19 protein-coding genes and 1 pseudogene are annotated in these 22,775 nt (G+C 67.5%); 11 read left to right on the forward strand and 9 right to left on the reverse strand.

Annotated elements, in window-relative coordinates:
* Positions 1-585: 585 nt before the first annotated feature.
* Positions 586-1,044 (forward strand): activator of HSP90 ATPase, encoded by a 459-nt coding sequence (locus E6J58_22085; GenBank protein TMB32826.1) that lies wholly within the window; start codon positions 586-588, stop codon positions 1,042-1,044.
* Positions 1,045-1,065: 21 nt separating this feature from the next.
* On the opposite strand, the pseudogene E6J58_22090 reads toward E6J58_22085, so the two are convergent.
* Together E6J58_22090 and E6J58_22095 are read right to left on the reverse strand one after the other, a co-directional pair.
* Positions 1,066-2,230: pseudogene (locus E6J58_22090) on the reverse strand (pentachlorophenol monooxygenase).
* Positions 2,227-2,568 carry a hypothetical protein gene (locus tag E6J58_22095; GenBank protein ID TMB32827.1) on the reverse strand — a complete coding sequence of 114 codons (342 nt, stop codon included), beginning with the start codon at positions 2,566-2,568 and terminating at the stop codon, positions 2,227-2,229. Before E6J58_22095 ends, E6J58_22090 begins: the two are co-directional and overlap by 4 nt.
* A 183-nt stretch (positions 2,569-2,751) precedes the next feature.
* Here E6J58_22095 and E6J58_22100 point away from each other — a divergent pair, with 183 nt between their 5' ends.
* Complete coding sequence (locus tag E6J58_22100) at positions 2,752-3,921, forward strand: hypothetical protein (protein TMB32828.1); 1,170 nt, start codon at positions 2,752-2,754, stop codon at positions 3,919-3,921.
* A 391-nt stretch (positions 3,922-4,312) separates the two neighbouring features.
* Here the strand turns inward: E6J58_22100 and E6J58_22105 are convergent, their stop codons facing one another.
* Together E6J58_22105 and E6J58_22110 are read right to left on the reverse strand one after the other, a co-directional pair.
* Positions 4,313-5,608: a PQQ-like beta-propeller repeat protein gene (locus tag E6J58_22105; GenBank protein ID TMB32829.1), complete on the reverse strand. Its 1,296-nt coding sequence runs from the start codon at positions 5,606-5,608 to the stop codon at positions 4,313-4,315.
* Between the two features lie 519 nt (positions 5,609-6,127).
* A complete protein-coding gene (locus E6J58_22110; protein ID TMB32830.1) occupies positions 6,128-6,691 on the reverse strand; it encodes a helix-turn-helix domain-containing protein in 564 nt (187 codons plus the stop codon).
* 74 nt (positions 6,692-6,765) lie between these two features.
* Between E6J58_22110 and E6J58_22115 the strand changes: the two genes are divergently transcribed.
* Together E6J58_22115 and E6J58_22120 are read left to right on the forward strand one after the other, a co-directional pair.
* Positions 6,766-7,473, forward strand: coding sequence for an SDR family oxidoreductase (locus E6J58_22115; protein ID TMB32831.1), 708 nt, complete (start codon positions 6,766-6,768; stop codon positions 7,471-7,473).
* A complete protein-coding gene (locus E6J58_22120) occupies positions 7,470-8,501 on the forward strand; it encodes an S-adenosylmethionine tRNA ribosyltransferase (protein TMB32832.1) in 1,032 nt (343 codons plus the stop codon). The genes E6J58_22115 and E6J58_22120 overlap by 4 nt, the downstream gene beginning before the upstream one ends.
* A gap of 117 nt (positions 8,502-8,618) precedes the next feature.
* On the opposite strand, the gene E6J58_22125 is transcribed toward E6J58_22120, so the two are convergent.
* Positions 8,619-9,386 (reverse strand): class I SAM-dependent methyltransferase, encoded by a 768-nt coding sequence (locus E6J58_22125; protein TMB32833.1) that lies wholly within the window; start codon positions 9,384-9,386, stop codon positions 8,619-8,621.
* A gap of 177 nt (positions 9,387-9,563) precedes the next feature.
* Entirely contained in the window at positions 9,564-10,034 is a 471-nt protein-coding gene (locus E6J58_22130; GenBank protein ID TMB32834.1) for a GFA family protein, read from the reverse strand.
* 341 nt (positions 10,035-10,375) lie between these two features.
* On the opposite strand from E6J58_22130, the gene E6J58_22135 reads away from it, so the two are divergent.
* Together E6J58_22135 and E6J58_22140 are read left to right on the forward strand one after the other, a co-directional pair.
* Complete coding sequence (locus E6J58_22135; protein TMB32835.1) at positions 10,376-13,000, forward strand: LTA synthase family protein; 2,625 nt, start codon at positions 10,376-10,378, stop codon at positions 12,998-13,000.
* Positions 13,001-13,076: 76 nt separating this feature from the next.
* Positions 13,077-14,696 (forward strand): hypothetical protein, encoded by a 1,620-nt coding sequence (locus E6J58_22140; protein TMB32836.1) that lies wholly within the window; start codon positions 13,077-13,079, stop codon positions 14,694-14,696.
* Here the strand turns inward: E6J58_22140 and E6J58_22145 are convergent.
* Together E6J58_22145 and E6J58_22150 are read right to left on the reverse strand one after the other, a co-directional pair.
* Positions 14,675-15,973, reverse strand: a complete 1,299-nt coding sequence (locus E6J58_22145; GenBank protein ID TMB32852.1) for an RNA polymerase sigma factor — start codon at positions 15,971-15,973, stop codon at positions 14,675-14,677. The two genes, E6J58_22140 and E6J58_22145, sit on opposite strands and share 22 nt — an antisense overlap.
* A gap of 51 nt (positions 15,974-16,024) precedes the next feature.
* Entirely contained in the window at positions 16,025-16,450 is a 426-nt protein-coding gene (locus E6J58_22150; protein TMB32837.1) for a YciI family protein, read from the reverse strand.
* Here E6J58_22150 and E6J58_22155 point away from each other — a divergent pair.
* The 3 genes from E6J58_22155 (at position 16,440) to E6J58_22165 (ending at position 18,876) form a co-directional block, all read left to right on the forward strand.
* Positions 16,440-16,913, forward strand: coding sequence for a hypothetical protein (locus E6J58_22155; protein TMB32838.1), 474 nt, complete (start codon positions 16,440-16,442; stop codon positions 16,911-16,913). The two genes, E6J58_22150 and E6J58_22155, sit on opposite strands and share 11 nt — an antisense overlap.
* A 76-nt stretch (positions 16,914-16,989) precedes the next feature.
* Complete coding sequence (locus tag E6J58_22160; protein TMB32839.1) at positions 16,990-17,373, forward strand: VOC family protein; 384 nt, start codon at positions 16,990-16,992, stop codon at positions 17,371-17,373.
* A gap of 63 nt (positions 17,374-17,436) precedes the next feature.
* Positions 17,437-18,876, forward strand: coding sequence for an MFS transporter (locus tag E6J58_22165; protein ID TMB32840.1), 1,440 nt, complete (start codon positions 17,437-17,439; stop codon positions 18,874-18,876).
* A gap of 28 nt (positions 18,877-18,904) precedes the next feature.
* Here E6J58_22165 and E6J58_22170 read toward each other — a convergent pair whose 3' ends face one another.
* A complete protein-coding gene (locus E6J58_22170) occupies positions 18,905-20,005 on the reverse strand; it encodes a beta-mannanase (protein TMB32841.1) in 1,101 nt (366 codons plus the stop codon).
* A gap of 92 nt (positions 20,006-20,097) precedes the next feature.
* Here E6J58_22170 and E6J58_22175 point away from each other — a divergent pair, with 92 nt between their 5' ends.
* Entirely contained in the window at positions 20,098-21,600 is a 1,503-nt protein-coding gene (locus E6J58_22175; protein ID TMB32842.1) for an aldehyde dehydrogenase family protein, read from the forward strand.
* A 55-nt stretch (positions 21,601-21,655) separates the two neighbouring features.
* Positions 21,656-22,774: an endonuclease gene (locus E6J58_22180; protein TMB32843.1), complete on the forward strand. Its 1,119-nt coding sequence runs from the start codon at positions 21,656-21,658 to the stop codon at positions 22,772-22,774.
* Position 22,775 lies beyond the last annotated feature (1 nt).

Genomic DNA, 22,775 nt, shown 5'->3' on the forward strand with positions numbered 1-22,775 from the left:
CTCCCGGAGCACGCGTTCCAGTACTCCCCGTTGCCGGCGGAGATGAACGCGAGGTGTCCCCCCGTCGACGAGAACGAGGATTTCACCGCGTTCACCGTCAGGTCGACCGGTATGTCCCCGCTCGTTGTTCCCACCGACAGTGCGCCGTACCCGTTGAGCGAGAGCGGCAGATGTCGTACCAGTGGAGCACGCCTGAGAAGAGTACGTGCCGCCTGTCGGGCGCCACATCGAAGCCCGTCACCGGACCTTCGGCCAACTTGATTGGCGCCATTTCGCGAAACGGGTTTTCCGGGGAAGTCGGACCTGCGTCGCTGACAGGCGGCGGCGTCGAGGCCGGTCCGGGATCCGCGCTCGACCCGCCCGCGTCGGGCGTTCCGGAGAGTTGTTGCGGCACATGACCGGGCGAGCAAGCGCACGCGACGGATACGAAGATCAGCATCCCAATCCGAGTGAGCCCCCTCATTCCGCCCCCGCCGCCTGAAGATGTGAACGCGGAAAATGGCTGCACCGTCGCGGCCGCGTTCAACCGAACCAGCTGATGGATTTCCGACACCCGGGCGATGCCGCACGTGCTAGTGGTTGGGCGTGGGCTCGACGCGCATCAGTCGCCGCGTGAACGCGCCCCGCGCGGCCGTCTATCGCGCGCTTCTCGACTCGCGCGCGGTCGCGACGTGGATGGTGCCGACCGGCATGAGCAGCCAGGTGCATGCGTTCGACGCTCGCGAAGGTGGCTCGTTCCGGATCTCGCTCACGTACGACGCGCCGACGGGAACCGGCAAGACGACCGCGCAGACCGACACGTTCCACGGCCGCTTCGTGAAGCTGGTGAAGAACGAGCAGGTCGTCGAAGTAGTCGAGTTCGAGACGACGGATCCGGCGCTGCAGGGCGAGATGACGATTACGCTCGCGCTCACCGATGCGGACGGCGGCACCGATCTCGTCGCCGTGCACGACGGGCTACCGCCTGGGGTGCCGGCGGCTGACAACGAGGCTGGCTGGCGGTCGTCACTCGCGAAACTCGCAGCGCTCGTCGAGGCGGGGTAGTTTCGCCTATAGACGGCGCTCTTATCGGTTGCGCAACCCTGCCAGCTCAGTGGCGACCCAGCGACGTACTGCTGGGATCCGGCCGATCATCCTGATCATGGCGTTGCGGATCGTCCGGCTACGGCGGTTGCGCAGCGTCGCCATCCGCGTCATCCGGTCGGTGAGGGCCACGACGCGGTCCGCAATCGGGCGGCGCGTACGCTCGTATTCGTCGAGCTGGCTTTCGTGAGCCTGTCCGCCAAGCACCGCGGTCAGTGTATGACCCAGCGCGACCGCGTCCTGGATACCGGTGTTCATGCCTTGCCCGCCGGCCGGGCTGCGGACGTGTGCCGCGTCTCCGGCGAGCAGGATCCGCTGGGTAGCGATCGGCGAGTCGGTGATGGACCCGGAACCGGGAGCTCCACACGATTTCGTGGACCCGGGCCGCCCCGGTCACTGGCCCCCGCGCGTCCAGGAGGGATTGCACGTCGATCATGTCGGGATGCTCAGGCGCGTCATCCACGGTCGCCACAATCCGGTGGCGTCCGCCCGGCAACGGCGCCACCATCACGAACCCCTCGGGAGAAACGAACAGCATCACTTCGTCGGTGCGCTGTGGCCAACTCATCCGGACATCAGCGAGCACGAACGACTCCGCGTATGAGTCCCCGGTGAAACCGATGCCGGCGCGCTCGCGCACTGTGCTGTGCATGCCGTCGGCACCCACGAGGTATCGGGCACGGATCGTCTGCGGCCCGTGTTCCTCGGAAGCGACCGTCACGAAGACACCCTCGGCGTCTTGCCGCAGGTCGTGGACCGCGTATGGCCGGTGCACGTCGCCGCCCAACTCGCGCAGCCGGTCCAGGAGGATCGCCTCGGTGACATTCTGCGGAATCATCAGGGTATGGGCGTATCGGGTGGGCAACCGATCGAAGGGTATCGTGGCCAGCACATGGTCGCGGTCCCGAAGTGTGAACCGGGGCACGATGTGGCCTTGGGAGCAGAGCCGGTCGGTGACCTCCAGTTCCTCCAGGACTTCGAGCGTTCGGGCGTGCACCACGGCGGCGCGCGAGGTGTTGGCACCCTCGGCAAGGCGGTCGATGAGAACGAAGGAGACGCGTTTAGCGGCGAGAATGCAGGCCAGGGCAAGTCCTGTGGGCCCAGCCCCGACGATCACGACATCAGTAGTTGCAGGCAGCGTGCTCATCTTGCGACTCCGCGTTCCCTGGCGAACGCGAGCATCGAGACGGCGCGGCGCAAACGGCCCGCGAGCGACCTTGCGATTGCGCGATAGAACTCGTATCCGGCCTCCGGATGGCCAGCGAGCGCGTCGGTCAGTTTCTCGGATCGGATCACGAGCAGATCGACGCGCTCGACCGCGGTCACGGTCCCGCCCGCGGGCTCGCCATCGATGAACTGCGCTTCGCCGATGGTCTCGCCGGCGGGGATTGTGACCCCCTCTGCTGCCTTCGCCACGATGTGCAGCACAGGATCCGCGACGTCCTTGAACATCATCACCTGCTTCAGCGCCCCAATCGTGTCCATGACATCGCCTCCTGCAAGCGATGGGTCGGACCGTGTCGACCGGGAACGACGTTCTGCCCGGATCGGGGCTGCGCCCTGTTCGTCCTGGCCGGAAACGCAGACACCCGGTGCCGAGAAACGCGACGTACGGTGCCGGTTGCGCCAATAACTTTCGGTCCCTCTGGCGGGTGGTAACGTCGGCGAGTGATCCGCCTGGGCGGCCTGGCCCTCCTGCTCCTCGCCGTCGCGCACCCCGCCCACGCCGATGGCCCAATCACGGATCGCAACTACGCCATCGATGCATTTCGAGGCGCGGCAATCGCCGACTATCGCGTCGTCGGAATGGGCGGCGTGTCGCTTGCGACTGCGGAGGGCGCGACGGGGCTGCTTGTCAATCCCGCCGCGGCAGCGTCGCGGCCCGCCACGGCTTCCAGCTGGTTCTACTGGGACTTTCTGCTGGACGCGTACACGCCGGGGCTGGGAGTCGACTTCGACAACAACGGCACGTCGCAGGATCAGTTCAGCGGCAAGACTGGAGCGCTGAACGCCGGCCTGGTCGGAATGCTGGGAGCCTGGGGCGCCGCGGTCTCTGTGACCGCCGAGATCCGCGACTTCACCCCACCCGGCGGGACGACGGCTTCGCTTTCCGCGGCGATCTGGCGCCTCACGCTCGCCCGTTCCTTCATGGACGGTGACATCGTCGCTGGCGCGAGCCTTGTTGCGGGCGGGTTCACGCTCCGGTTGCCACCCAGCGGGGTCGAGCTGGTGAACGCCGCAGACTGGTCCGTCGAGACCGGCGGACTGTGGCAGCCGCGCGAACGGAACCTCCGCGTGGGCGTCAGTTTCCGTCCGGCGATGAAGCCACGCATCGAACCAGCTGCCTGCGATCCCAACAACTGCGCCGGCTACATCCTCCCGGAGCGCGTCGAATTTCCCTGGTCGGCTGGGGCAGGCCTCGCGTGGCGCTTCGGTCCGACGCCCTGGAACCGGCGCGTCTCGGCCGATTTCCGCGACGAGAGCAGCACCATCCTCGCCGCTGACGTCATCCTCGACGGTCCGGTCGCAGGTGGCTCCGGCCTGGAAGCGTTCCTCGAGAAGCGGCTACAGCGATCAGGCCAGAGCACGACCGTCTCGGTCCGGCTCGGCGCAGAGCACGAGTGGGTCCCGGGCAGGCTCCGGATTCGCGGAGGCGCGTATTGGGAGCCGCCTCGCTTCGACGACGTCGAAGGACGGCTTCACCTGACGGTCGGGCTCGACGTACGCTTCTGGTCGTTCTCGCTCTGGGGCTCGAGCTACAGGCTGCGGCTTTCTCTCGCGGGAGACGGCGCGCGGCGTTACGGCAACACGCTCTTGTCGCTCGGATTCTGGCACTGACCGCGCCCTCTTTCGTCGCCAATGAGCTCATCTTGAATGGGGCGATAATCCGGAACGCTACGCCGAGCGCGCCCAATGCAATCTCTCCCGAATCAACTAGAACGGATCTGGTGGTACAACAATCTATGATGGGCAAGTCGATTGCGATGCCATGCGCGCTCGCGTTGTTCGCTTGTGGCAGCGGCGCCGGGGCAGCCACCTTCGATGGGACCGTGCGCGGGCAGCGTCGTGAACAAGAATGGAAGAAGTCTCGACTTGGGACCCACGGGGTAGCGGCGCTTCGGAATGCGCACCGTCAGGGCGCGATACACCGTCTGGCCATGACTTCGGGGCCGACGCCATGGGATTCGAGCTTCAGAAGCGCCTGAACGAAAGCCCGGTACGAGGAGCATTACTGAAGTGCGTAGAGGTTGCCGTCCATCGAGCCGAAGTACACGACGCCGCGATCGACCACCGGGGACGACACGATCGCCCCGATGGAGATGAATCGGTAGGTGTCCACGTACATGTCCTGGAAGTCGCCGAAGATGGGGGCGAACGCCTGCTTGTTGAGACTGCCGTCGGCGTTCAGCACCTTGAGCGGATCGCGCTTGGACGCCTCGGTCTGGAATTCCCATGCCAGCTTTCCGGTCTTCGCGTCGACGGCGTAGAGCTTGCCGTTGTGATCGCCGGCGTACGCCAGCTCTCCCGCCAAGGCAGGAGAGGAGAACATGTACGACTTGGCGTCGAAGTTGAACCGGAGCCGGCCAGTCCTCGCATCGAGCGCCATCAGGCGCGAGCTGTCCGAGGTTCCGACATAGACGGTGCCGTCGCGCACGGCGGGTGTTCCGATGACCCAGGACTTGCTGGTCGGGTAGTCCCACCGCTTCTTGCCGGTCGCGGCGTCGATTGCGTAGACATGCGCGTCGCGGCACCCGACGTACACGGTGCCGTCCACGACTGCGGGCGACGACTGGAACCCGACCTGATTGTGGATGGTGTTGTCCTCGCCGCCCTTGAACGTCCACCGCTGTTGGCCCGATTCCGCGTCGATCGCGTAGAGGTGGCTGTCCCAGCTGCCGATGTAGACCGTGCGTTCGACCACTGCGGGCGAGGAGTGGACGACGTCGCCGGTGGCGAACTTCCATTGCAACACGCCGGTCTGCGCGTCGGCCGCGTAGACGTTCCCGTCTCCGCTCCCGAAGTAGACCTTGCCGTTCGCGACGGCCGGTGAGGAGGTGAAGAGATCCCAAGCATCCGGAATGGTCTGTGCCGCGGAGGGGTAGCCGTGCAGGTTCTTCGCCTCGAACTTGCGCTCGAACTCGGCGGGGAGGACCCACTTCGGTTGGCCGCTGGCGACGTCGATTGCCGCGAGGGACCCCGCCGAGGAGACGAAGTAGACCATCCCACCCGCGACCGCCGGGGACGAAGCGATGGGCATCCGCGACTTGAACTTCCACTTCTCCTGGCCGGTGTCCTGGACGACCGCATGGAGGTGCCCGTCCATCGCCCCGAAGTACACCACGCCGTCGGCGATGGCCGGAGAGGTCACGATCGGCCCGCCGGCCTTGAACGCCCACTTCACTTCTCCGAGCTGCTTCGGTCCGGCCCCCTGGTAGACCCCGGTGTGCGCGTTGTTCCCGCGGAAGGTGTTCTGCGCCGTGGAGGGAGCCGCAGCGAGCAGCGCGAAGATCGCGATCCGCCTCATGGTTCGTCTCCGATGCGCGCCTGTGCGTCTGGAGTGCGCAGGTCTTGAACGGACCAGCCGCACCGAAATTTCTTCCGGCCCGATGGCGCCGGGAATGGAATCCGACGTGCCGGAAAAGCCGGCAACGAATCTCCTCCCCGGGCCGCGGTCACCTCCGGACGAGCTCCTGGCACGAAACGTGGATTGAGCCGCTGCTGGAGGTTCGAAGATGGATATCGACGTTTTCTCGGCCGACGAGTTGGACGGCGTCTTCAGGGTCTTGCGAACGGCGCTGAACCCCAGCGGGCCATTGCAGCCTGGCGAGAAGAGGCCCGGGTGGACGGCGCGAACCGTCGCAAGAGACTGGTCCAGCTCGCATCGATCGCGGCTCTGTTCAGCAGCCCGTGTGCCGGGTCGACGTGACGCACCAATGGAACCATTGGCCGCTGATGCCGCTCGGCCTGGAGGAAGCCCGGCGACAGATCGGTCTTCTGCCGAAGCTCGAGGCATGGCGCGGCGCCGCTTGACGCCGCGCGGTGTTCAGCGCGCGCCGAGGGGCGCGAGCAGCACGACCGAGTAACCGACCGCGGACGTGCGCGCCGGGTTGGCGTAGGAGTGGCGTTGGTCCGCGCGGAACGACACCACGTCGCCGGGCTCGAGCAGCCACTTCTCGCCCGCGACGACGAGCTCGATGCGTCCCGACTCGCAGGTCAGATACTCCCGCGTCCCAGGCGTGTGCGGGATGCCGGTGAGGCGCGCCAGCGGAGGGAACTCCATCCTGCCGATTTCACTGCCGGGGATGGGATCGGGCAGGAGCTGACGGACCGTCACGTCGCTTCGTGTCCGTTGCGGAAGCGAGCCGCGCGGATGGAAGCGCGACGCCGTGCGCGGCGCCACAAGAAGCTCTTCGAGAGACACCTGCAGGGCGTCGGCGACGCGATGGAGCACCGCCAGGGTCGGATTCGCGCTGCCCGATTCGAGGTTCGACCAGGTGGCGCGCGGAAGGCCCGACAGGCGCGCCATCTGCTGCTGCGTCATGCGGCGACCGTCCCGCAGCTGGCGCACGTTCGCGGCGAGATGGCCCGCGAGGGAATCCATGTCCATGCCAACAGAATAGCGTTCTGCCAACAGATTGTCCCGGCCGACATTCTGGCAGCAGGGACGGTTAAGCTGCTGCCATGGAGCTGAGAGGACGAGGAGCGTTGATTACGGGAGCCAGCAAAGGGCTCGGAGCAGCGCTGGCGGGAGAAATGGCGAGCCTGGGCGCGCGGGTGGCGCTGGTGGCCCGAGGCGCCACGGAGCTGGAGGCGGTGGCGGCGCGGATTCGCGCGCAGGGCGGCGATGCGCACGCGCTTCCGGCTGACATGGGCGACAAGCGCGCGATCCACGCGATTGCCGGCGCGGCGGCAGCGGTCGTCGGGCCGATCGACGTCCTCATCCATAACGCCAGCACCCTGGGTCCGACCCCGTTGCGGCTCCTGCTCGACACCGAATGCGAAGATCTCGGCGCCGTGCTGGAGACGAACCTGATCGGCCCGTTCCGGCTCACCCGCGTGATTGCCGGCGCGATGGCGCTGCGGGGGTCGGGGCTGGTCGTGCACGTCAGCTCCGATGCGGCGGTCGCCGCCTACCCGCGGTGGGGCGCCTACGGCGTATCGAAAGCGGCGCTCGATCACCTGAACCGCTCCTGGGCGGTGGAGCTGCCCGAGGTCCGCTTCTTCTCCGTCGATCCGGGGGAGATGGACACCGACATGCACGCCGCGGCGGTCCCCGAGGCGAATCGCGCAACGCTGGCGCGCCCGCTCGACGTGGCCCGGCGGATTGCCCGGATGATCGTGGACTCCGACCGCATCGAGAGCGGCTCGCGACTGGTGGTGACACCGTGATCCCGGCGCGATGGCCGCGCGAGGACGCACTGCTCGAGCGGCTCTTGCACGTCGATTCGCGGACGGGAGCGCTCCGCGACGCGCGCATCGTGGACCTGCCGTCATTTCTGCGGCCCGGCGATGTCCTCGTGGTCAACGACGCCGCGACGCTTCCGGGCTCGTTGCGCGGGCGCGCTGCGGATGGAACGCCTGTCGAGGTCCGCATTCTGCTCGAGCTTCCGAGCGGCGCGTTTCGCGCCGTTCTCTTCGACGGAGCGGACTGGCGGACGCCGACCGAGCACCGCTTGCCGCCGCCGGTCCTCGCCGCGGGAAGCAGGATCGATTTCGCCGAGCTTTCCGCGCAGATCGAGCGCGTGGCGCGATTGTCGCCGAGGCTCGTCGAGTTGCGGTTCGATCGCACCGGCGCGGCGCTCTGGTCCGCCCTCTATCGCATTGGGCGACCGGTACAGTACTCGCATGCGGCGGCTCCTCTGGAGCTCTGGCACGTCCAACTCGGCTATGCATCGCGTCCCTGGGCGGCGGAGATGCCGTCAGCGGGACGGGCGCTGCGCTGGGAACTGCTGCTCGCGCTGCGCCGGCGCGGCATCCGGCTCGCCTCGATCACGCACGGCGCGGGCCTTTCTGCCACGGGCGACGCCGCGATCGACGCTGCGCTGCCGATGTCGGAGCGCTTCGAGATCCCCGAGGCGACGGTCGGCGCGGTCGCCGATGCCCGCGAGCACCGCGGCCGCGTGGTGGCCATAGGCACCAGCGTCGTCCGGGCATTGGAGGGAGCCGCCTCGGTGAATGGCGGCATGCTTCGGGCCTGCTCCGGAGAAACGGATCTTCTCCTCGGACCGGGTTATCAGCCGCGCGTGGTCGACGGGCTGCTCACGGGCGTTCATGAGAAGGGCGCCAGCCATTACGCGCTGCTGCGCGCGTTCGCGCCGGAGGACGTCCTGGCGCGTGCGAGCGCGCATGCCGAGGAGAGGGGATATCTCTCCCACGAGTTCGGTGACTTCTGGCTCATCCTCGGCGACGCGCGCTGAGCGCGGACGGCTAAAGCTTCTCCGCCCTGTGACGCCGTCCGTCGATGCCTTGAATCGGCATGCGACCTGCCGCCATTTCACGCGACCCCGCCGGGAGGGCAAGATTCTGGCTGCGCTTTACGGCTTCACGAACTTGAGCGCGAACCGGTCCTGGGTGTGCGTCTTGTTCACGCCGGAGTCGGCGTTCCAGTCGCGTGGGTCGTCGGGATTGCGCAGGAAGCGGTCCTCCGCCACGAGCCTGAACCCTGCCTGTTGCACCTGGTCGCGCACCACTTGTTCGTCGATGCGATGAAGACGTTCAGCGTCGGTGGAGCCGCTGCCTGCCTTCGCGCTGTTGTCGACGATCGCGTAGACGCCGCCGCGCTTCAGCGCCGCGAAGACGGCCTGGTTCATCTTGCCGGTATCTCCCTTTTCAGCGATCGCGTCGTGATAGACAGCGACCGAGTAGACTGCGTCGAGGTCCTTCGCCTCCGGTGGAAGCGGATCGTCCCACTGGCGCATGAAGTGTTTCGTGTTCTGCAGGGCTGGCCGTCCCAGCCGCATCTCCCAGGCTTTCTGCAGCCCGGGTCCGTCCCAGTTCGGGGTGTCCTGCGCGTAGACGACGCCGCTCGGCCCCACCGACCGGGCGAACAGCTCCGTGGAATAGCCACCCCCGGCGCCCAGCTCGGCCACGCGCATCCCCGGAGCGAGGCCGAAGAACGTGAGCATGGGAGCCGGCTTGCGGTGTGAATCCATCGAGCGATCGCGCTCGGTGCGATCCGGGGCTGCGACTACCTGCTCCGCGAGTCCCGGGCTGGATCGCGACGCGCCGTCGGGCGTCGGAGCACGCCCCGCGCAAGCGGCGAGCACCGTGAGACCGAATGCAGGCAGAAGACGTGATCGCATTGCTTCCTCCGTGGTCGCCTCACAACGCACTTGTCCGCTCCGTATTCCAGGCGCAGTGCGTCGGCGAAGCGTGACGCGTCGCATCCCATTGTACGGTTTCCGCGCCGGCCAGGCGGCGCCGCATGGCGCGGGCCCTGGTGAAGGTCGGGCGGGCTCGGCGGGGCCGCGTGAGTCGGCCTACCTGCTCTTGCCGTCGAAGTGCTGCACGTTGAGCGTCGTGGCGTCGACGTCATCGAGGCAGCGGGTATTGATGGCCACCATCGGTCCGACAGGCCCCTTGCCGCGCGCGAACGAGCGGACGCCGCAGACCTTGCAGAACAGGTGATGGATGTTCTTCCTGTTGAACTGGTAGTCGGTCAGCGACTCTTCCCCCTTCTCCAGCGTGAAGGCGCCGGCGGGCACGAACGAAAGCAGCGTGCCGGTGCGCGAGCAGATGGAGCAGTTGCACTGGGTGACGGGCTTCGAGAGATCGATGTCGACTCGATAGCGCACGGCGCCGCAGTGGCAGCCGCCGGGATGGGTGTCGGGCACGGCAAATACCTCCTCTGGGCAACGCTTCCCCACCTTGCATTGTCGCTCGACGGACAGAAATGCGCTACGGCCACGGACGCGGTTCAGCTCGACGATCGGCGAAGGCGACACCTCCATCAGCACCTCGTAGAGGACTATCAGGACATCTCGGCGGCCGGCGCGACGACCGGCCGCCGAGACGGTGCCGATCTCAGCGACTTACTTGTGCCGGAGACGCTCCCTGCGGTCCTCGCGCCGATCCGCGCGCCGGTCGGCGCTCAGCTCGCGGCGATCCGCGCGCCGCTGCTTCTTGTCCGCCTGCTCCTGCTTCAAGTCGTCCTTCAGGGTCGTGAGGTCGCTGGCGAGTTTAGCCTTGTCCGCTGCGACGGCGGTGGCGTCGTGCGCGGCTCGATCCTGCCGAACAGGATCTTGCGCATCGTCAGTCCCTTCTTGGTCGGCCTCGTGGCCGGCTCCGGAGGATGACCCGCGATTCGTGGGAGGCGGTCAAGCTCCAGACTCGGGCATCTGTAGGTAGGTTGCGCGTATGCCCGCACGGTGCCGTCGCGATTAATTTTGGTTTCCGCCTCCACGGCGATCTACCGTCGCAGGATGCGCCTGCGGCCCTGCTGCATCCTGCTCGCGGCGGCGACTGCGGCGAGCGCCAACAGCGTTCGCGAAGAGGCGATCGTCAACACCATCCAGCCTACGCCAGCAAATCCGCGTTCGAGCAGCTTCACCGATTCGTTGAGTGGCACCATCGATTTGTCGAGTCAATGGTCGTTGAACCTCGGCGGAAACCTGACCCTGCAAGGACGGACCCCGGCCTCGCAGCGAGGCCAATTCCGGGAGAGCGGCAGCATCGTGACCCTCTTCACCGGCGGAGCCGATTGGAACGTCACCGACAATCTCGCGCTCGGGGCCGAGTTGCAGCTTTCTCCGCGGAGCACGCAATTCGCCGGCACATCGGTGGCGCTGCGCCAGGCGAATGGAACCGAGACCAGCGCAGACGCACTGGTGCGATCGCAGACGTCGCAAGCAGGGGCAACGTTCACGCGGTCCGCGTCCGCGACAGCGGGAGCGTCCTACCGTTGGTAGCCTCGGCGCACACTGTCCGGCCCTCCGACGACGTGCCGCGCGGATTCGCCTCGACCGATGCGGGAACACGCACGACCCTCGTCGCAGCCATCGTCTTCATCTACGGTGTCGCGCTGCAGCTTGCGCGTCTGTTCCTGCGGCCCCTGGAGCTGTTCCACGATGCCACGCACGTGTCTTTTACCGACGCGCTGGCGTTCATGGGCTCCACCCTTCTTTTCCAGGGCGGGTTTGCACTCTTCGCCTTCGGGGTAACGGGCTTCTGGCAGACCCGCCCGGTGCGCAAGCTCGCCGCGTGGAGTGTCCAGGCGCTGGCCGTCCTCATCGCCGTACTGGAAACGGCTGGCCACGCCTACTTTCTCAACACCGGCAGCACGCTCGATTATCCGCTGGTCGCATTTTCGGCCGGGCGCATGAGAGAAGTCGCCGTGCTGGCCGTTCACTCGCTGTCGCCATTGCTTCTGGGAAGCATGATCTCGGCCGCGGCGGCCGTCGCGGTCCTGCCGTGGATCGCAGACCGGCCGTGGGCACGGGGCGCCGCCGCCTCTCCCCCTCCGACGCAGCCGCGATGGCGGCGCGCACTTTTTGCAACATCGATGATCGCCAGTCTTCCCCTGGCCGCCGCAGGCCTGCTGACCCACACCTCGCAAGCCATCGACCGGGCCACCATCCGCGACCCCGTGCTCAACGTCATCGCAACTTTTCATCCGAGTCGCAGGGCCCCGCATTCCGCGCAGAGCACCCTGGACGATGAGCCGGTCACGATCGGACCGATATCCGCGCCCGGCGCGCTGCGCAACGTCGTCATCGTCATCCTCGAGTCGGCGCGCGCGGAATCGCTGACGCCGTGGAATGCGTCGCTGCAGGACGCGCCCTTCCTCGCCGAGCTTGCGAAGAGCAGCGTGCGCTTCGACCGCTTCTACACCGTGCAGACCCACACCGGTCGCGCCCTGCGGGCGATCCTATGCGGTTTCGAACCCCAGCACCGGATCCGCCCGCCGAAGTTCACTCACGGAATCGCGACCCACTGCCTGCCCAATCTCCTGCGCGATCACGGGTTCAGCACGGTGTATTTCCAGACCGCGGACGAGCGCGTCGAGCACCGCACGTTCGTGATCTTCTCGATGGGGTATCACGACTTCATCGGCCCCTCGAGCTTCGGCCACGAAGGGTTCGAGCAGGCCAACTATCTCGGCTACGAGGACGATTCGATGCTGGCGCCGACCCGCCGATGGCTCGAAGCGCAAGAGCGCTCGAAGCCGTTTCTTGCCACGTACCTCACCGTAAACGCGCACTATCGGTGCGCACTGCTGACCAGGCATGGACCACAGCGGTATTCGGACGATCCGGAGCTGAATTGTTATCTCAACGCCCTTCGGGCTGACGACTTCTTTCTGCGGGCGCTCTTCGATGAGTACAAGGCAGCGGGACTGTACCGGAACACTCTCTTTGTCGTCGTCGCCGACCACGGCGAGGCTTTCGGCGAGCACAGCAGGCGCACCCACAACGACGTGCCTTACGAGGAGGCGCTGCGAGTCCCGCTGTTGCTGCATGATCCCACGGGCACCCTGGTACGGCCCGGAGTGCGCGCCGATCCGTCCACGCAGCTCGACATCGCGCCCACGGTGCTCGGGCTCCTCGGTTTCGCCGTGAAGTCGGGGCACTTCCAGGGCAGTTCCCTCATGGTCCCTCATCCGCAGGTGCCGATCCGCGCGGCTTGCTACGATCCAGACACGTGCCTCAGCTGGGTGCGGGGCGACGAGAAATTCATCCATCACTTCGGACGGCGTCCGGACGAGCTGTTCGACCTTGGCCGCGACCCGAAGGAGACGACGAATCTCGCCGGTATTTTTCCCCAGCGTGCAGCCGAGCTGAAGCGCGACCTGCTCGATTGGGATCGCCGGATCAAAGACGGATATGCGGCAGCCGAAGCATGGACTCCGCCTCCGCGCCCCGATTCAGGCGAAGCGGGATCGGACTCCACCGGGAGAGTGCTCTCCTCGAGCAGATAGCGCGTTGATGAACCCGAGCAAACTCTCCAGCGCGAGGTTGGAACCAGGTCGGGAGACAACGAGTTGCTATCCAGCAGTGCGGAAGCTCACACTTCCGCTCGTCTGCGCGTTGGCGCTTGCGGGACCGTTCTGTTTCGCCGCCCTGAGCGACAGCGATGCGGGCTGGCACGTGGCAGTCGGCCGCCTCATCCTTCATGGGGCGTTCCCGCGCACCAACGCCCTCTCCTGGAAATGGGGAGACCACCCCTGGTATCCGACCTCGTGGGTCTTCGACGTGCTCTGCGCCGGCGCAGGCACGGCGGCCGGCCTGCAGGTCCTGGTCTTCGCCTTTCTCGCGCTCACGTGCTTCGCTCTCTCATTCGCCTGCGAGACGGCGCCGTGGATCGTCCCCGGCGTCGCGCTGCTGCTCGTTCCGCGGCTGGTTCCCCGCCCCCACGTCGCGAGCTGGGCGCTGCTCGCCGGCGTCCTCGCTCTCGGTCCCCGAAGCACGCGCGCTCGCGCTGTCTGCGTCGCGCTCGTGGCGCTCGGCGGCAATCTGCATTCAGGCGCCGCTTTCGCGGCCTTCGTGCTCGGGCTCGAATGCCTCGAGGCGTGGACCCGGTCGCGCCGAGGCGTCGAGCTGTGGCTCGCCGCGGCGGCGGCGGCGGCGCTGCTGGCGAACCCGGGCATGCTCTTCAACGCCAGGTACCTGCTCGAGCATTTGCTCCACGTCAGCGATGTAATCCAGCTTCGGGAATTCGAGCCGCCATCCTTTGCCGCACGCCCGGCCTTTTACGCGCTGCTCCCCCTCGCGCTCCTCTTCGCAGTGCAGCGCAGGCGCGAACGGCCGGCCCTGCTGGTGGCGAACGTCGTGTTCGCCGCGCTCGGTTTGCGCGCCCTCCGCATGGTCGCGGAAGCACACATCGTCTGGGCGCCGACGCTCGCCTGGGCGCTCGCGCGGATCCCGCGCCGGCTGCTCGCGCCTGCCGCGCTCGCCGCTGCAATCCTCGCGGGCTTCTCGCTGCGCCTCGATCGGACTGCCCTCTCCCTGCGCATCTCGCCTTCCTGGAACGCGTCGCTGCTGCCGGTGCGCGCGGCGAAGTTTCTCGACGATCACGGCATCTCCAGATCGGGCTTCAACGCTTTTCGCGATGGCGGCTATCTGGAGATGGCGCGGTCGGGTGTACCCGCCTTCGTCGATTCCCGCGTGCAGGCGATCCCCGACGAGGCCTGGCGCGCGCTCCAAGAAGCGGAACAGTCGCGCCGCGGGTTCCAGGCCTATCTGGGAAGCATGGGATGTGAATGGGCAATCGCCACTCGCGTTCCCGAGCGGCTTGGAGGCTATCGACTGCTGGACGGCCCGCAGTGGGCCTTGGTGTACTGGGACGAGGCGAGCGAGGTCTTCGTCCGCCGCGACGTTGCGCGGTTCGCTGCAATGCGCGAGGCGCTGGAGTACCGCCGCTTTAGGCCCTACGGGGCGATCGTCGGCGCCGTGGAGAAGCTCGACCGCAGCGCGCTGCTCGAGCTCCTTGGGGAAATCGATCGCTTCGAGCGCACCTCGCCCGGCGATCCGTTCGCGTTGCTGGACCGCTGCGCGGCGCTCACCCGGCTCCAGGCGCACGACCGCGTTCAGGCGTGCGATGCCGCGCAAGCGAGTGCGCCGGCGCCTATCGCCGGGCTGGTGGCGAAGGCGCGTCAGCTTCGGGCGGCCCCTTGAGGTGGGCGCGGAGCAGGGCTGTCCGTCGCGCACTTCGCGGCGCGTTCGAGGAGTAGCGCGCGCTCGCGCGCGTTTTTCGTCAGCGAGGCAGCGCGCTCGAACTCCGTGCGCGCCTCCTCCAGTCGGCCGAGCTTGGCGAGCAGGTCGCCGCGCACGCTCGGCAGCAGGTGGTAGCCCTGCAGCGAGCGCTCCGAAAGGAGCTCGTCGACGAGCTCCAGGCCCGCTGCCGGACCGGAGGCCATGGAGACTGCAACGGCACGGTTCAGCTCGATGATCGGTGATGGAGTCACTTGGAGGAGCGCCTCGTACAGCGAGGCGATCCGCGACCAGTCTGTCTCCGCCGCGGTGCGGGCTCGCCCGTGGCAGGCGGCAACGGCGGCCTGCAGCGCATAAGGACCGCGCGCGCCACCGAGCTTCTCGGCGCGATCCAGGGCCGTGAGACCGCGTTGGATCAGGAGCTGATCCCAGAGCGCCCGGTTCTGATCGAGCAGCAGAACCGGCTCTCCCGACGGACCGACCCTCGCGCGCAGTCGCGACGCCTGGATCTCCATCAGCGCCGCGAGGGCGTGGACCTCCGGTTCCTCGGGAAGGAGGCCGGCGAGGATGCGGCCCAGGCGAAGCGCGTCCTGGCAGAGCTCCGGTCGGGTCCAGTCGTCGCCCGCGGTCGCCGAATAGCCCTCGTTGAACACGAGGTAGATGACCTCGAGCACGGAGGAGAGGCGGGCGGCGAGGTCGGCGCCCCGGGGAACCTCGAAGGGTACGCGCGCCTCGGCCAGCGTCCTCTTTGCCCTCACGATCCGTTGGGCCACCGTCGTTTCCGGCACGAGGAAAGCGCGCGAGATCTCTTCCGTGGTGAGGCCTCCGAGCAGCCGGAGCGTGAGCGCGACCCTCGCCTCCGGGGAAAGGATCGGGTGGCAGGCGATGAAGACGAGCCCGAGAAGATCATCGCCGACCCCGTCGTCGATCGCGGCATCGAGATCCGGCGTCTCCACTTCTCCCTCGACTTCCCGGCCGACCTCCTCCTGCTTGCGCTCGAGCAGCTTCCTGCGGCGGAGAAGGTCGATCGCGCGGTTCTTCGCCGCCGTCATCAGCCAGGCGCCCGGGTTCTCCGGGACGCCCGACTCCGGCCATCGCTCGAGCGCGGCGACCAGCGCCTCCTGGGCGAGCTCCTCCGCGAGGCCGACGTCGCGGACCATGCGCGCGAGACCGGCGATCAGCCTGGCCGACTCGATCCGCCAGACCGCGTCGATCGCGCGATGCGGATCGGTGGCCGTCACGGCCACCGATCACACCATGTCCACCCGCCGGCGCAAGGCCGAATCGCGCGGTCAACGGCGCTTCGACTCGATGGTCCTGCGCAGCTCCTCCTCCTTCTTCCTGAGCTCGCCGGTCGGATCGACCGGCGCGAAGTCGGCTGTCTCGAAGACCTGCCGGATCTCCACTTCCGTGCCCTCGTCGAAGGGGGCCCGCTTGAGCCACTCGATCGCCTCCTGCTTCGACTTGACCTGCCAGAGCCAGAACCCCGCCACGAGCTCTTTCGTCTCCGCGAAGGGCCCGTCGATGACGGTCCGCTTGCTTCCCTGGAACCGGACCCGCGCACCCTTCGAGCTCGGTTGCAGCCCTTCGCCGGCGAGCATCACCCCGGCCTTCACCAGCTCTTCGTTGAACTTGCCCATCTCGGCGAGGATCTTCTGGTCCGGGAGAACGCCAGCTTCCGAGTCCTTGTTCGCCTTCACGATCACCATGAACCGCATCGTCGGCCTCCGTGGGGTTTTTGAAGCTTCTATTCCGGCGACGAACGGCGTGGGGGTGGTTCGACATCTGGATCCCACTTTTTTGCGCCGTCTGACGCGCTGCGTCTGGCCCGGGAACCAGCGAACGCAGGTTGACACCACGGCCGCCGGGCGACATAGCTCCGCGCCGGCTCTCTTTCTGGAGGAAGGCATGAAGACCGCATCGTTCGCGTTTGCGATCGCCCTCGGCTTGAGCACCGCCACGCTGGCCGGCGTGAAGACCGAAACCATCAAGGTGAACGGCTGGAAGTGCGAGAAGTGCCCCGCGAAGACGGAAGCGAAGCTGAAGACCGTCCAGGGCGTCGAGTCCGCTTCCGCCGACCGCGAGAAGAACCAGGTGGTCGTCAAGTACGACGACTCAAAGACAAAGCGCGCGGATCTCGACAAGGCCATCGCGGATTCGGGATTTACCGCCTCCAAGTAGGACGTTCGAGTCGGAGCGATCATCCGGATCCGGGTCCGTCCAGTGCGCTCTCGCGCGCCGGGCGGGAGGAGTCCCCATGCTGACGAGAGCTCCGATCACCACGATCCTTCCCGTGATCGACATGGACCGCGCGCGCGGGTTCTATGAGAGGAAGCTCGGCCTCAGCCCGCGCGGATTCGCCGCCGACGGCAACTTCGTCTTTCAGTGCGCCGGCGATTCGACCATCGCGCTCATCCCCAAGCCGCACGGCACGAAGGCCGAGCATACGGCGCTCAGCTTCGAGGTCTTCGATGTCGTGACCGAGATCGCCGAGATGGAGAAGCGCGGCGTCGTGTTCGAGGACTACGATCTTCCCGGGCTGAAGACCGTCGGGCACGTCTGCGTGATGGGTTCCGACCGGACGGCATGGTTCAAGGACACCGAGGGGAACATCCTCTGCATCCATCAGCGGAACCGGTAGGACCCGACCTCTCTGAAGACCAATCGGCCGCTCACCGTCGTTTCGCTGCTCCTCAGCCTGTCGATGGCGGCGATGGAGATGACCGTCGTCTCCACCGCCATGCCGACTGTGGTCGGCGATCTGGGCGGGATCCATTTCTATTCCTGGGTCTTCACCGCGTACCTGCTCACCTCCACGGTCACCGTCCCGCTCTACGGCAAGCTTGCAGACCTGTACGGGCGCAAGCCGGTGCTGCTCTTCGGGATCGGCGTCTTTCTCGTCGGATCGATGGCCAGCGGCCTCGCGCGCGGAATCGGGACACTGATCGCCTTCCGGGCGGTGCAGGGGCTCGGAGCGGGGGCCATGCAGCCGACGACGCTGACGATCGTCGGCGACATCTACAACCTCGAGGAGCGCTCGCGCATGCAGGGCGTGTTCGGCGCGGTCTGGGGTGTCGCCGGCCTGGTTGGGCCGCTGCTCGGCGGGATCATCGTCAAGTACCTCTCCTGGCGGTGGGTGTTCTTCATCAACGTCCCCGCGGGAATCGCCGCGGCCGCGGTGCTGATGATCGCGCTGCACGAAGACGTCTCGCATCGGCAGCACTCCCTGGACTGGGCGGGAGCAGGGCTACTCACGGTGGGTCTCAGCGCGCTGCTGTTCGGAGCGCAGGGTGGGTCCGCCAGCGCGATCGGCCTTCCCGTTGCCGCCGTCCTGCTGGCGCTGTTCGTCATCGTCGAGCGCCGTGCTGTCGAGCCGGTGCTCCCGCTCGGACTCTTTCGCCAGCCGGTGATCGGTGTGGCGACGCTGGCCGGCGCGCTGGTGGGAGCGGGGATGATCTCGATGGTGACGTATGTCCCGCTCTATGTGCAGGGCGTTCTCGGGGGATCGCCGACGGAGGCCGGCAGCGCGATCACCCCGATGGTGATCGGGTGGCCCATCGCCAGCGCGATCAGCGGTCGGGCGCTGCCCCGCGTCGGGTACCGCCCGCTGATCCGCTCAGGACTCGCCATCTCGGCCGCTGCCGCCGTGGCGGTGGCGCTGCTGCTCCGCCCCGGAGCGAGCCTGCACGTGCCGCAGACGATGAGCGCGCTGTTCGGAGTGGGTCTGGGATTCGCCAACACGGCACTGCTCATCGCCGTCCAGACCAGCGTCGAGTGGCGCCAGCGCGGCGTGGCCACCGCGAGCACGATGTTCGCGCGTACCATCGGCGGAACGCTTGCCGTCGGAGCGCTGGGCGCGATCCTTTCCGCGGCGCTCGTCAGCGACCCATCGCTCCCTCCAGGCGCAGCGGATCGCCTGCTCGGGCCCGAGCACGGAGCCGGCCTCGCACCCACCGTCGTGCGCGCGCTCGCCAATTCGTTGCAGGGCGGCCTGGAGACCGTCTTCTGGGCAATCGCCGGCATCTCGATCGTGGCGGCGATCACCAGCCTGTTTTTCCCACGGCTTGCGATCGGCGCGCAGTCGCGAGACCACGCGGACATCGGCCAGCCCGCTGAAATGAGCACGCTGCCGCCCGACGCGTGAAGCTCGCCGGAAGTCGCGCAAGGTAGCCTTACCGAAGGAGCGGCACATCTACGACCGACGGCGCGGTCGACCCGGTGAGCGCGTCGCGAAATGCGGCCGCGACGCCAACGTCGTCCTGCACGAGCATGTCGCTGCCCAAAGCACCGTCGTTGTTCCAACGTTCCTGCCACCACGCGAACCCGCGCACGTCGGGCCACCGGCCGGAGAGCAGATCCGCGAATGCGGCCCGCACCCACGGCGCGGCGGCGCAGCGGGGATTGTTGTTGGTGATTCCGAATTCGAAGATGAACAGCGGCTTCGTCGGGGTCGCAGCGTGCAGCTGTGGCAGCATGTCCTCGACCAGCGACCGGAAGGCCGGGCAGCGGTCGTCGTTGGATCGTTCCGAGCCGTAAGCCGAGATGCCCACCCAATCCACGACGTCGTCGCCCGGATAATAGGACGCCGGCACGTTGCGCGGGTCCTGCGGGAAGTTTTCACCGTTGTAATGGAGCGCCCAGGTGATGTTCGTCGCCCCGCGCTTCCGCATCAGCGCAACGATGTGCCGGTACGCCTCCTTGAACTTCGCCGGACCCACGTCGAGGCCGCCGTTGTACGGCGCGCTCCAGGGATTCCAGTCGCCGTTCACCTCGGTGCCGTACTCGACGACGAGCGCCGAGCCGAATTTCCGGGCGGCGTCGGCCCACGCTGCGAGGTCGCCGTCGAACTCGCCGGCGATGATGCGATCGAGCGTGAAACTCGGATCGGTCACCAGCGGCTGACGCTGGCTACGCATCATCAGGCGGATGAAGGGGATGGCTCCCCGCTTCCGTACCCAAGCCGAGGTCTTAACCGGGAATGCGCGCGACTTGAACCAGTCGTCCGAGAAATAGACGTACGCGACGCTGCGGCCGACGGTGTGCTCGTACGCGTCCAGCGTCGCTGCCGAGATGTCGCTGTCCGGCTCCGTCGTCCCTGCGGGGAGGACCCCATGGTAGAGGTGCCCCGGTTCCGGGGTCTGCAGGACGCGCGTGTCTGGCGGCGGCGCATCTGCGGTCGCGGATCTCGCCGCACGCGCAGAGCCATCGCAGGCTCCGAGCGACGCAAAAGCGAGGAACAGGCCAACCCTCTTCCCTGCCGGGAGATCCCTCACCGACACCCCCCTCTCTTGAAGCTGTGTCGCCGGGGCGCCGATCGGAAGAGGTCCGACGCCTTGCGACACCGGCTGAAGTAGGATTGCGGCCCATGGGGCGAGACCGCGCGAAGGCCATCCTCGACCGGCTCGGCGCCGGCGCCACCGCGAACGGTGGCGGCCAGCTGCTGGAATCGGTCAATCCGGCCACCGGTCAGGCGCAGGGCAGCATCCGCGCCATCACGCGTGCGGAGTACGACGGGCGGGTCACGGCTGCGCTTCGCAGGTTCGAGGAGTGGCGGATGCGGCCGGCGCCGAAACGCGGCGACATCGTGCGGCGCCTCGGTGAGCTGTTGCGGGAGCATCGCGAGGGGCTGGGCGAGCTCGTTTCACTCGAGTCAGGAAAGATCCGCGCCGAAGGCGTCGGCGAAGTGCAGGAGATGATCGATATCTGCGATTTCGCGGTGGGCCTGTCGCGCCAGCTTCACGGCCTCACCATCGCCTCGGAGCGGCCGCAGCACCGGCTGATGGAGCAATGGCATCCGCTCGGCGCGGTGGGAATCGTCACCGCCTTCAACTTCCCCGTTGCGGTCTGGTCGTGGAACGCGGCGCTGGCGGCGGTCTGCGGCGACGTCTGTCTCTGGAAACCTTCCCCGCTCACGCCCCTGTGCAGCGCCGCGGTGCAGGCGCTGTGCGATCGGGCGGCGAAGGAGCACGGCGCCGAAGGCGTATTCAATCTCGTGGCGGGCGGGGCGGAAGTGGGTACCTGGCTCTGCGACGACCCGCGGGTCCCGCTGATCTCGTTCACCGGCTCGATCGCGACGGGGAAGGCGGTCGCGTCTCGCGTCGCCGCCCGGCTGGGGCGCGCGCTCCTCGAGCTGGGAGGAAACAACGGCGTCATCGTCCTCGACGACGCAGATCCCGATCTCGCCGTCCGCGCCATCACCTTCGGCGCCGTCGGCACCGCTGGCCAGCGCTGCACCAGCACCCGGCGGCTCTTCCTGCAGCGCGGACGCGCGCGCGGATTGATCGATCGCCTGGTTGCGGCCTATCGCAGCGTGCGGATCGGCGACCCGCTGGAGCCGGGCGTCCTGATGGGTCCGCTGATCACGCGCAATGCGGTCGAGCGGTATCGCGCAGCTCTCGCGACCGCCCGAGAGCAGGGCGGCAAGGTGATCTGCGGCGGCACGGTGCTCGAGTGGCCGGGGAACTTCGTGGAGCCGGCGCTGGTCCTCGCGCCGCGCCACGAGGCCTTCCCGATCGCCTGGGAGGAGACATTCGCTCCCATCCTCTACATCTTCGAGGTCGAGGACCTGGACGAGGCGCTTCGCGCGCACAATGCCGTTCCCCAAGGCCTCTCCAGCGCCGTCTTCACCGACAGCTTGCGATCGGCCGAGCAGTTTCTCTCGCCGGCCGGATCGGATTGCGGCATCGCCAACGTGAACGCCGGGACCAGCGGAGCCGAGATCGGCGGCGCTTTTGGAGGAGAGAAGGAGACCGGAGGCGGCCGCGAGTCGGGCTCCGACGCGTGGAAGGCGTACATGCGGCGTCAGACGTCGACGGTGAACTGGGGGCGCGACCTGCCGCTGGCGCAAGGGATCACGTTCGGGGCCTGAGCTTGATCTGAAGGCGGCGCGGGTCTATGCGAGAGTCAATATCAGAGGGGGAAGCATGCGCGCGCGATTCGCGGTCGTCCTGCCGGTCGTCCTATCCATCGTCGGCTGCGGCGGAAGCCGGACTGACCCGGCGACGGAGATCAGCTCGGCAAACCTGTCCGCCGACAGCATGGCGGGCGGCAACAAGGTCATCGGCGTGATGAGCCGGAACCTGTATCTGGGCGCGGACCTCGGCCCGGTCATCGCGGCGAAGACACAGTCTGACTTCCTGGCAGCGACGACGGCAGCTTGGAGAATGGTGCAGCGGAACAACTTCCACCTGCGAGTGCAGGAGCTCGCGGACGAAATCGCCAACAAACGGCCGGCGCTGATCGGCCTCCAGGAGGCATTCACGTGGCGTACGCAGACGCCGCCCGACAGCACCGCGAAGACGGTCGTTTACGACTTCGCTCCCGAGCTTCAGGCGGCCCTCGCGGCGCGCGGGGTGAAGTACCGTGCCGTCGCCAGCGTGGAGCTGCTCGACGTCGAGGCGCCGACGCTGGCCGTCGTCGGGGGGCAGCTGGTACTCGGCCCTGACGTGCGCGCGACCGATCACGACGTGATCCTCGCCCGCGAAGACGTACACGCGACGAAGGTCGCCGAAGAGGTCTACTCGCTCCTCCTCCCGCTGCCGATCTTCGGGCGGCCGCTTCCGCTTCCGCTGAGGCGAGGGTACGTAGCGGTCGACGTGAAGTACCGCGGCGAGTCATTGCGGTTCGTCAACACTCACCTCGAGTCCTTCGATCCCTCGATTCGGACGGCACAGGGTGCCGAGCTCGCCGCGTCGCCGATTCTGGCAAACGCGTCCCGCCCGGTGATTCTCGTGGGCGACCTGAACTCGCTGCCGGGAACAGAAGGGGAAGCCGCTCTCGCGCGTGTTGGTTTCGCAGACGTCTGGCCGCTGGTCCATCCCGGGAACCCGGGCCTCACCTGCTGCTTTGGAGAGGACCTCACCATTCCGGGTGGCGTATTCGATCAGCGCATCGATTACGTCCTGACACGCGGCCTGTTCGAACCGCGCGCCGCGGCGGTCACGGGCACGAATCCTGCGATTCGCGTCGAAGGCCTCTGGCCCAGCGATCACGGCGGCATTTTCGCCGAGCTGCGCATCGGCGACCCGCGATTCGACCGCTGAG

The sequence above is a fragment of the Deltaproteobacteria bacterium genome (assembly GCA_005879535.1).
Classification (GTDB): domain Bacteria; phylum Myxococcota; class Myxococcia; order Myxococcales; family 40CM-4-68-19; genus 40CM-4-68-19.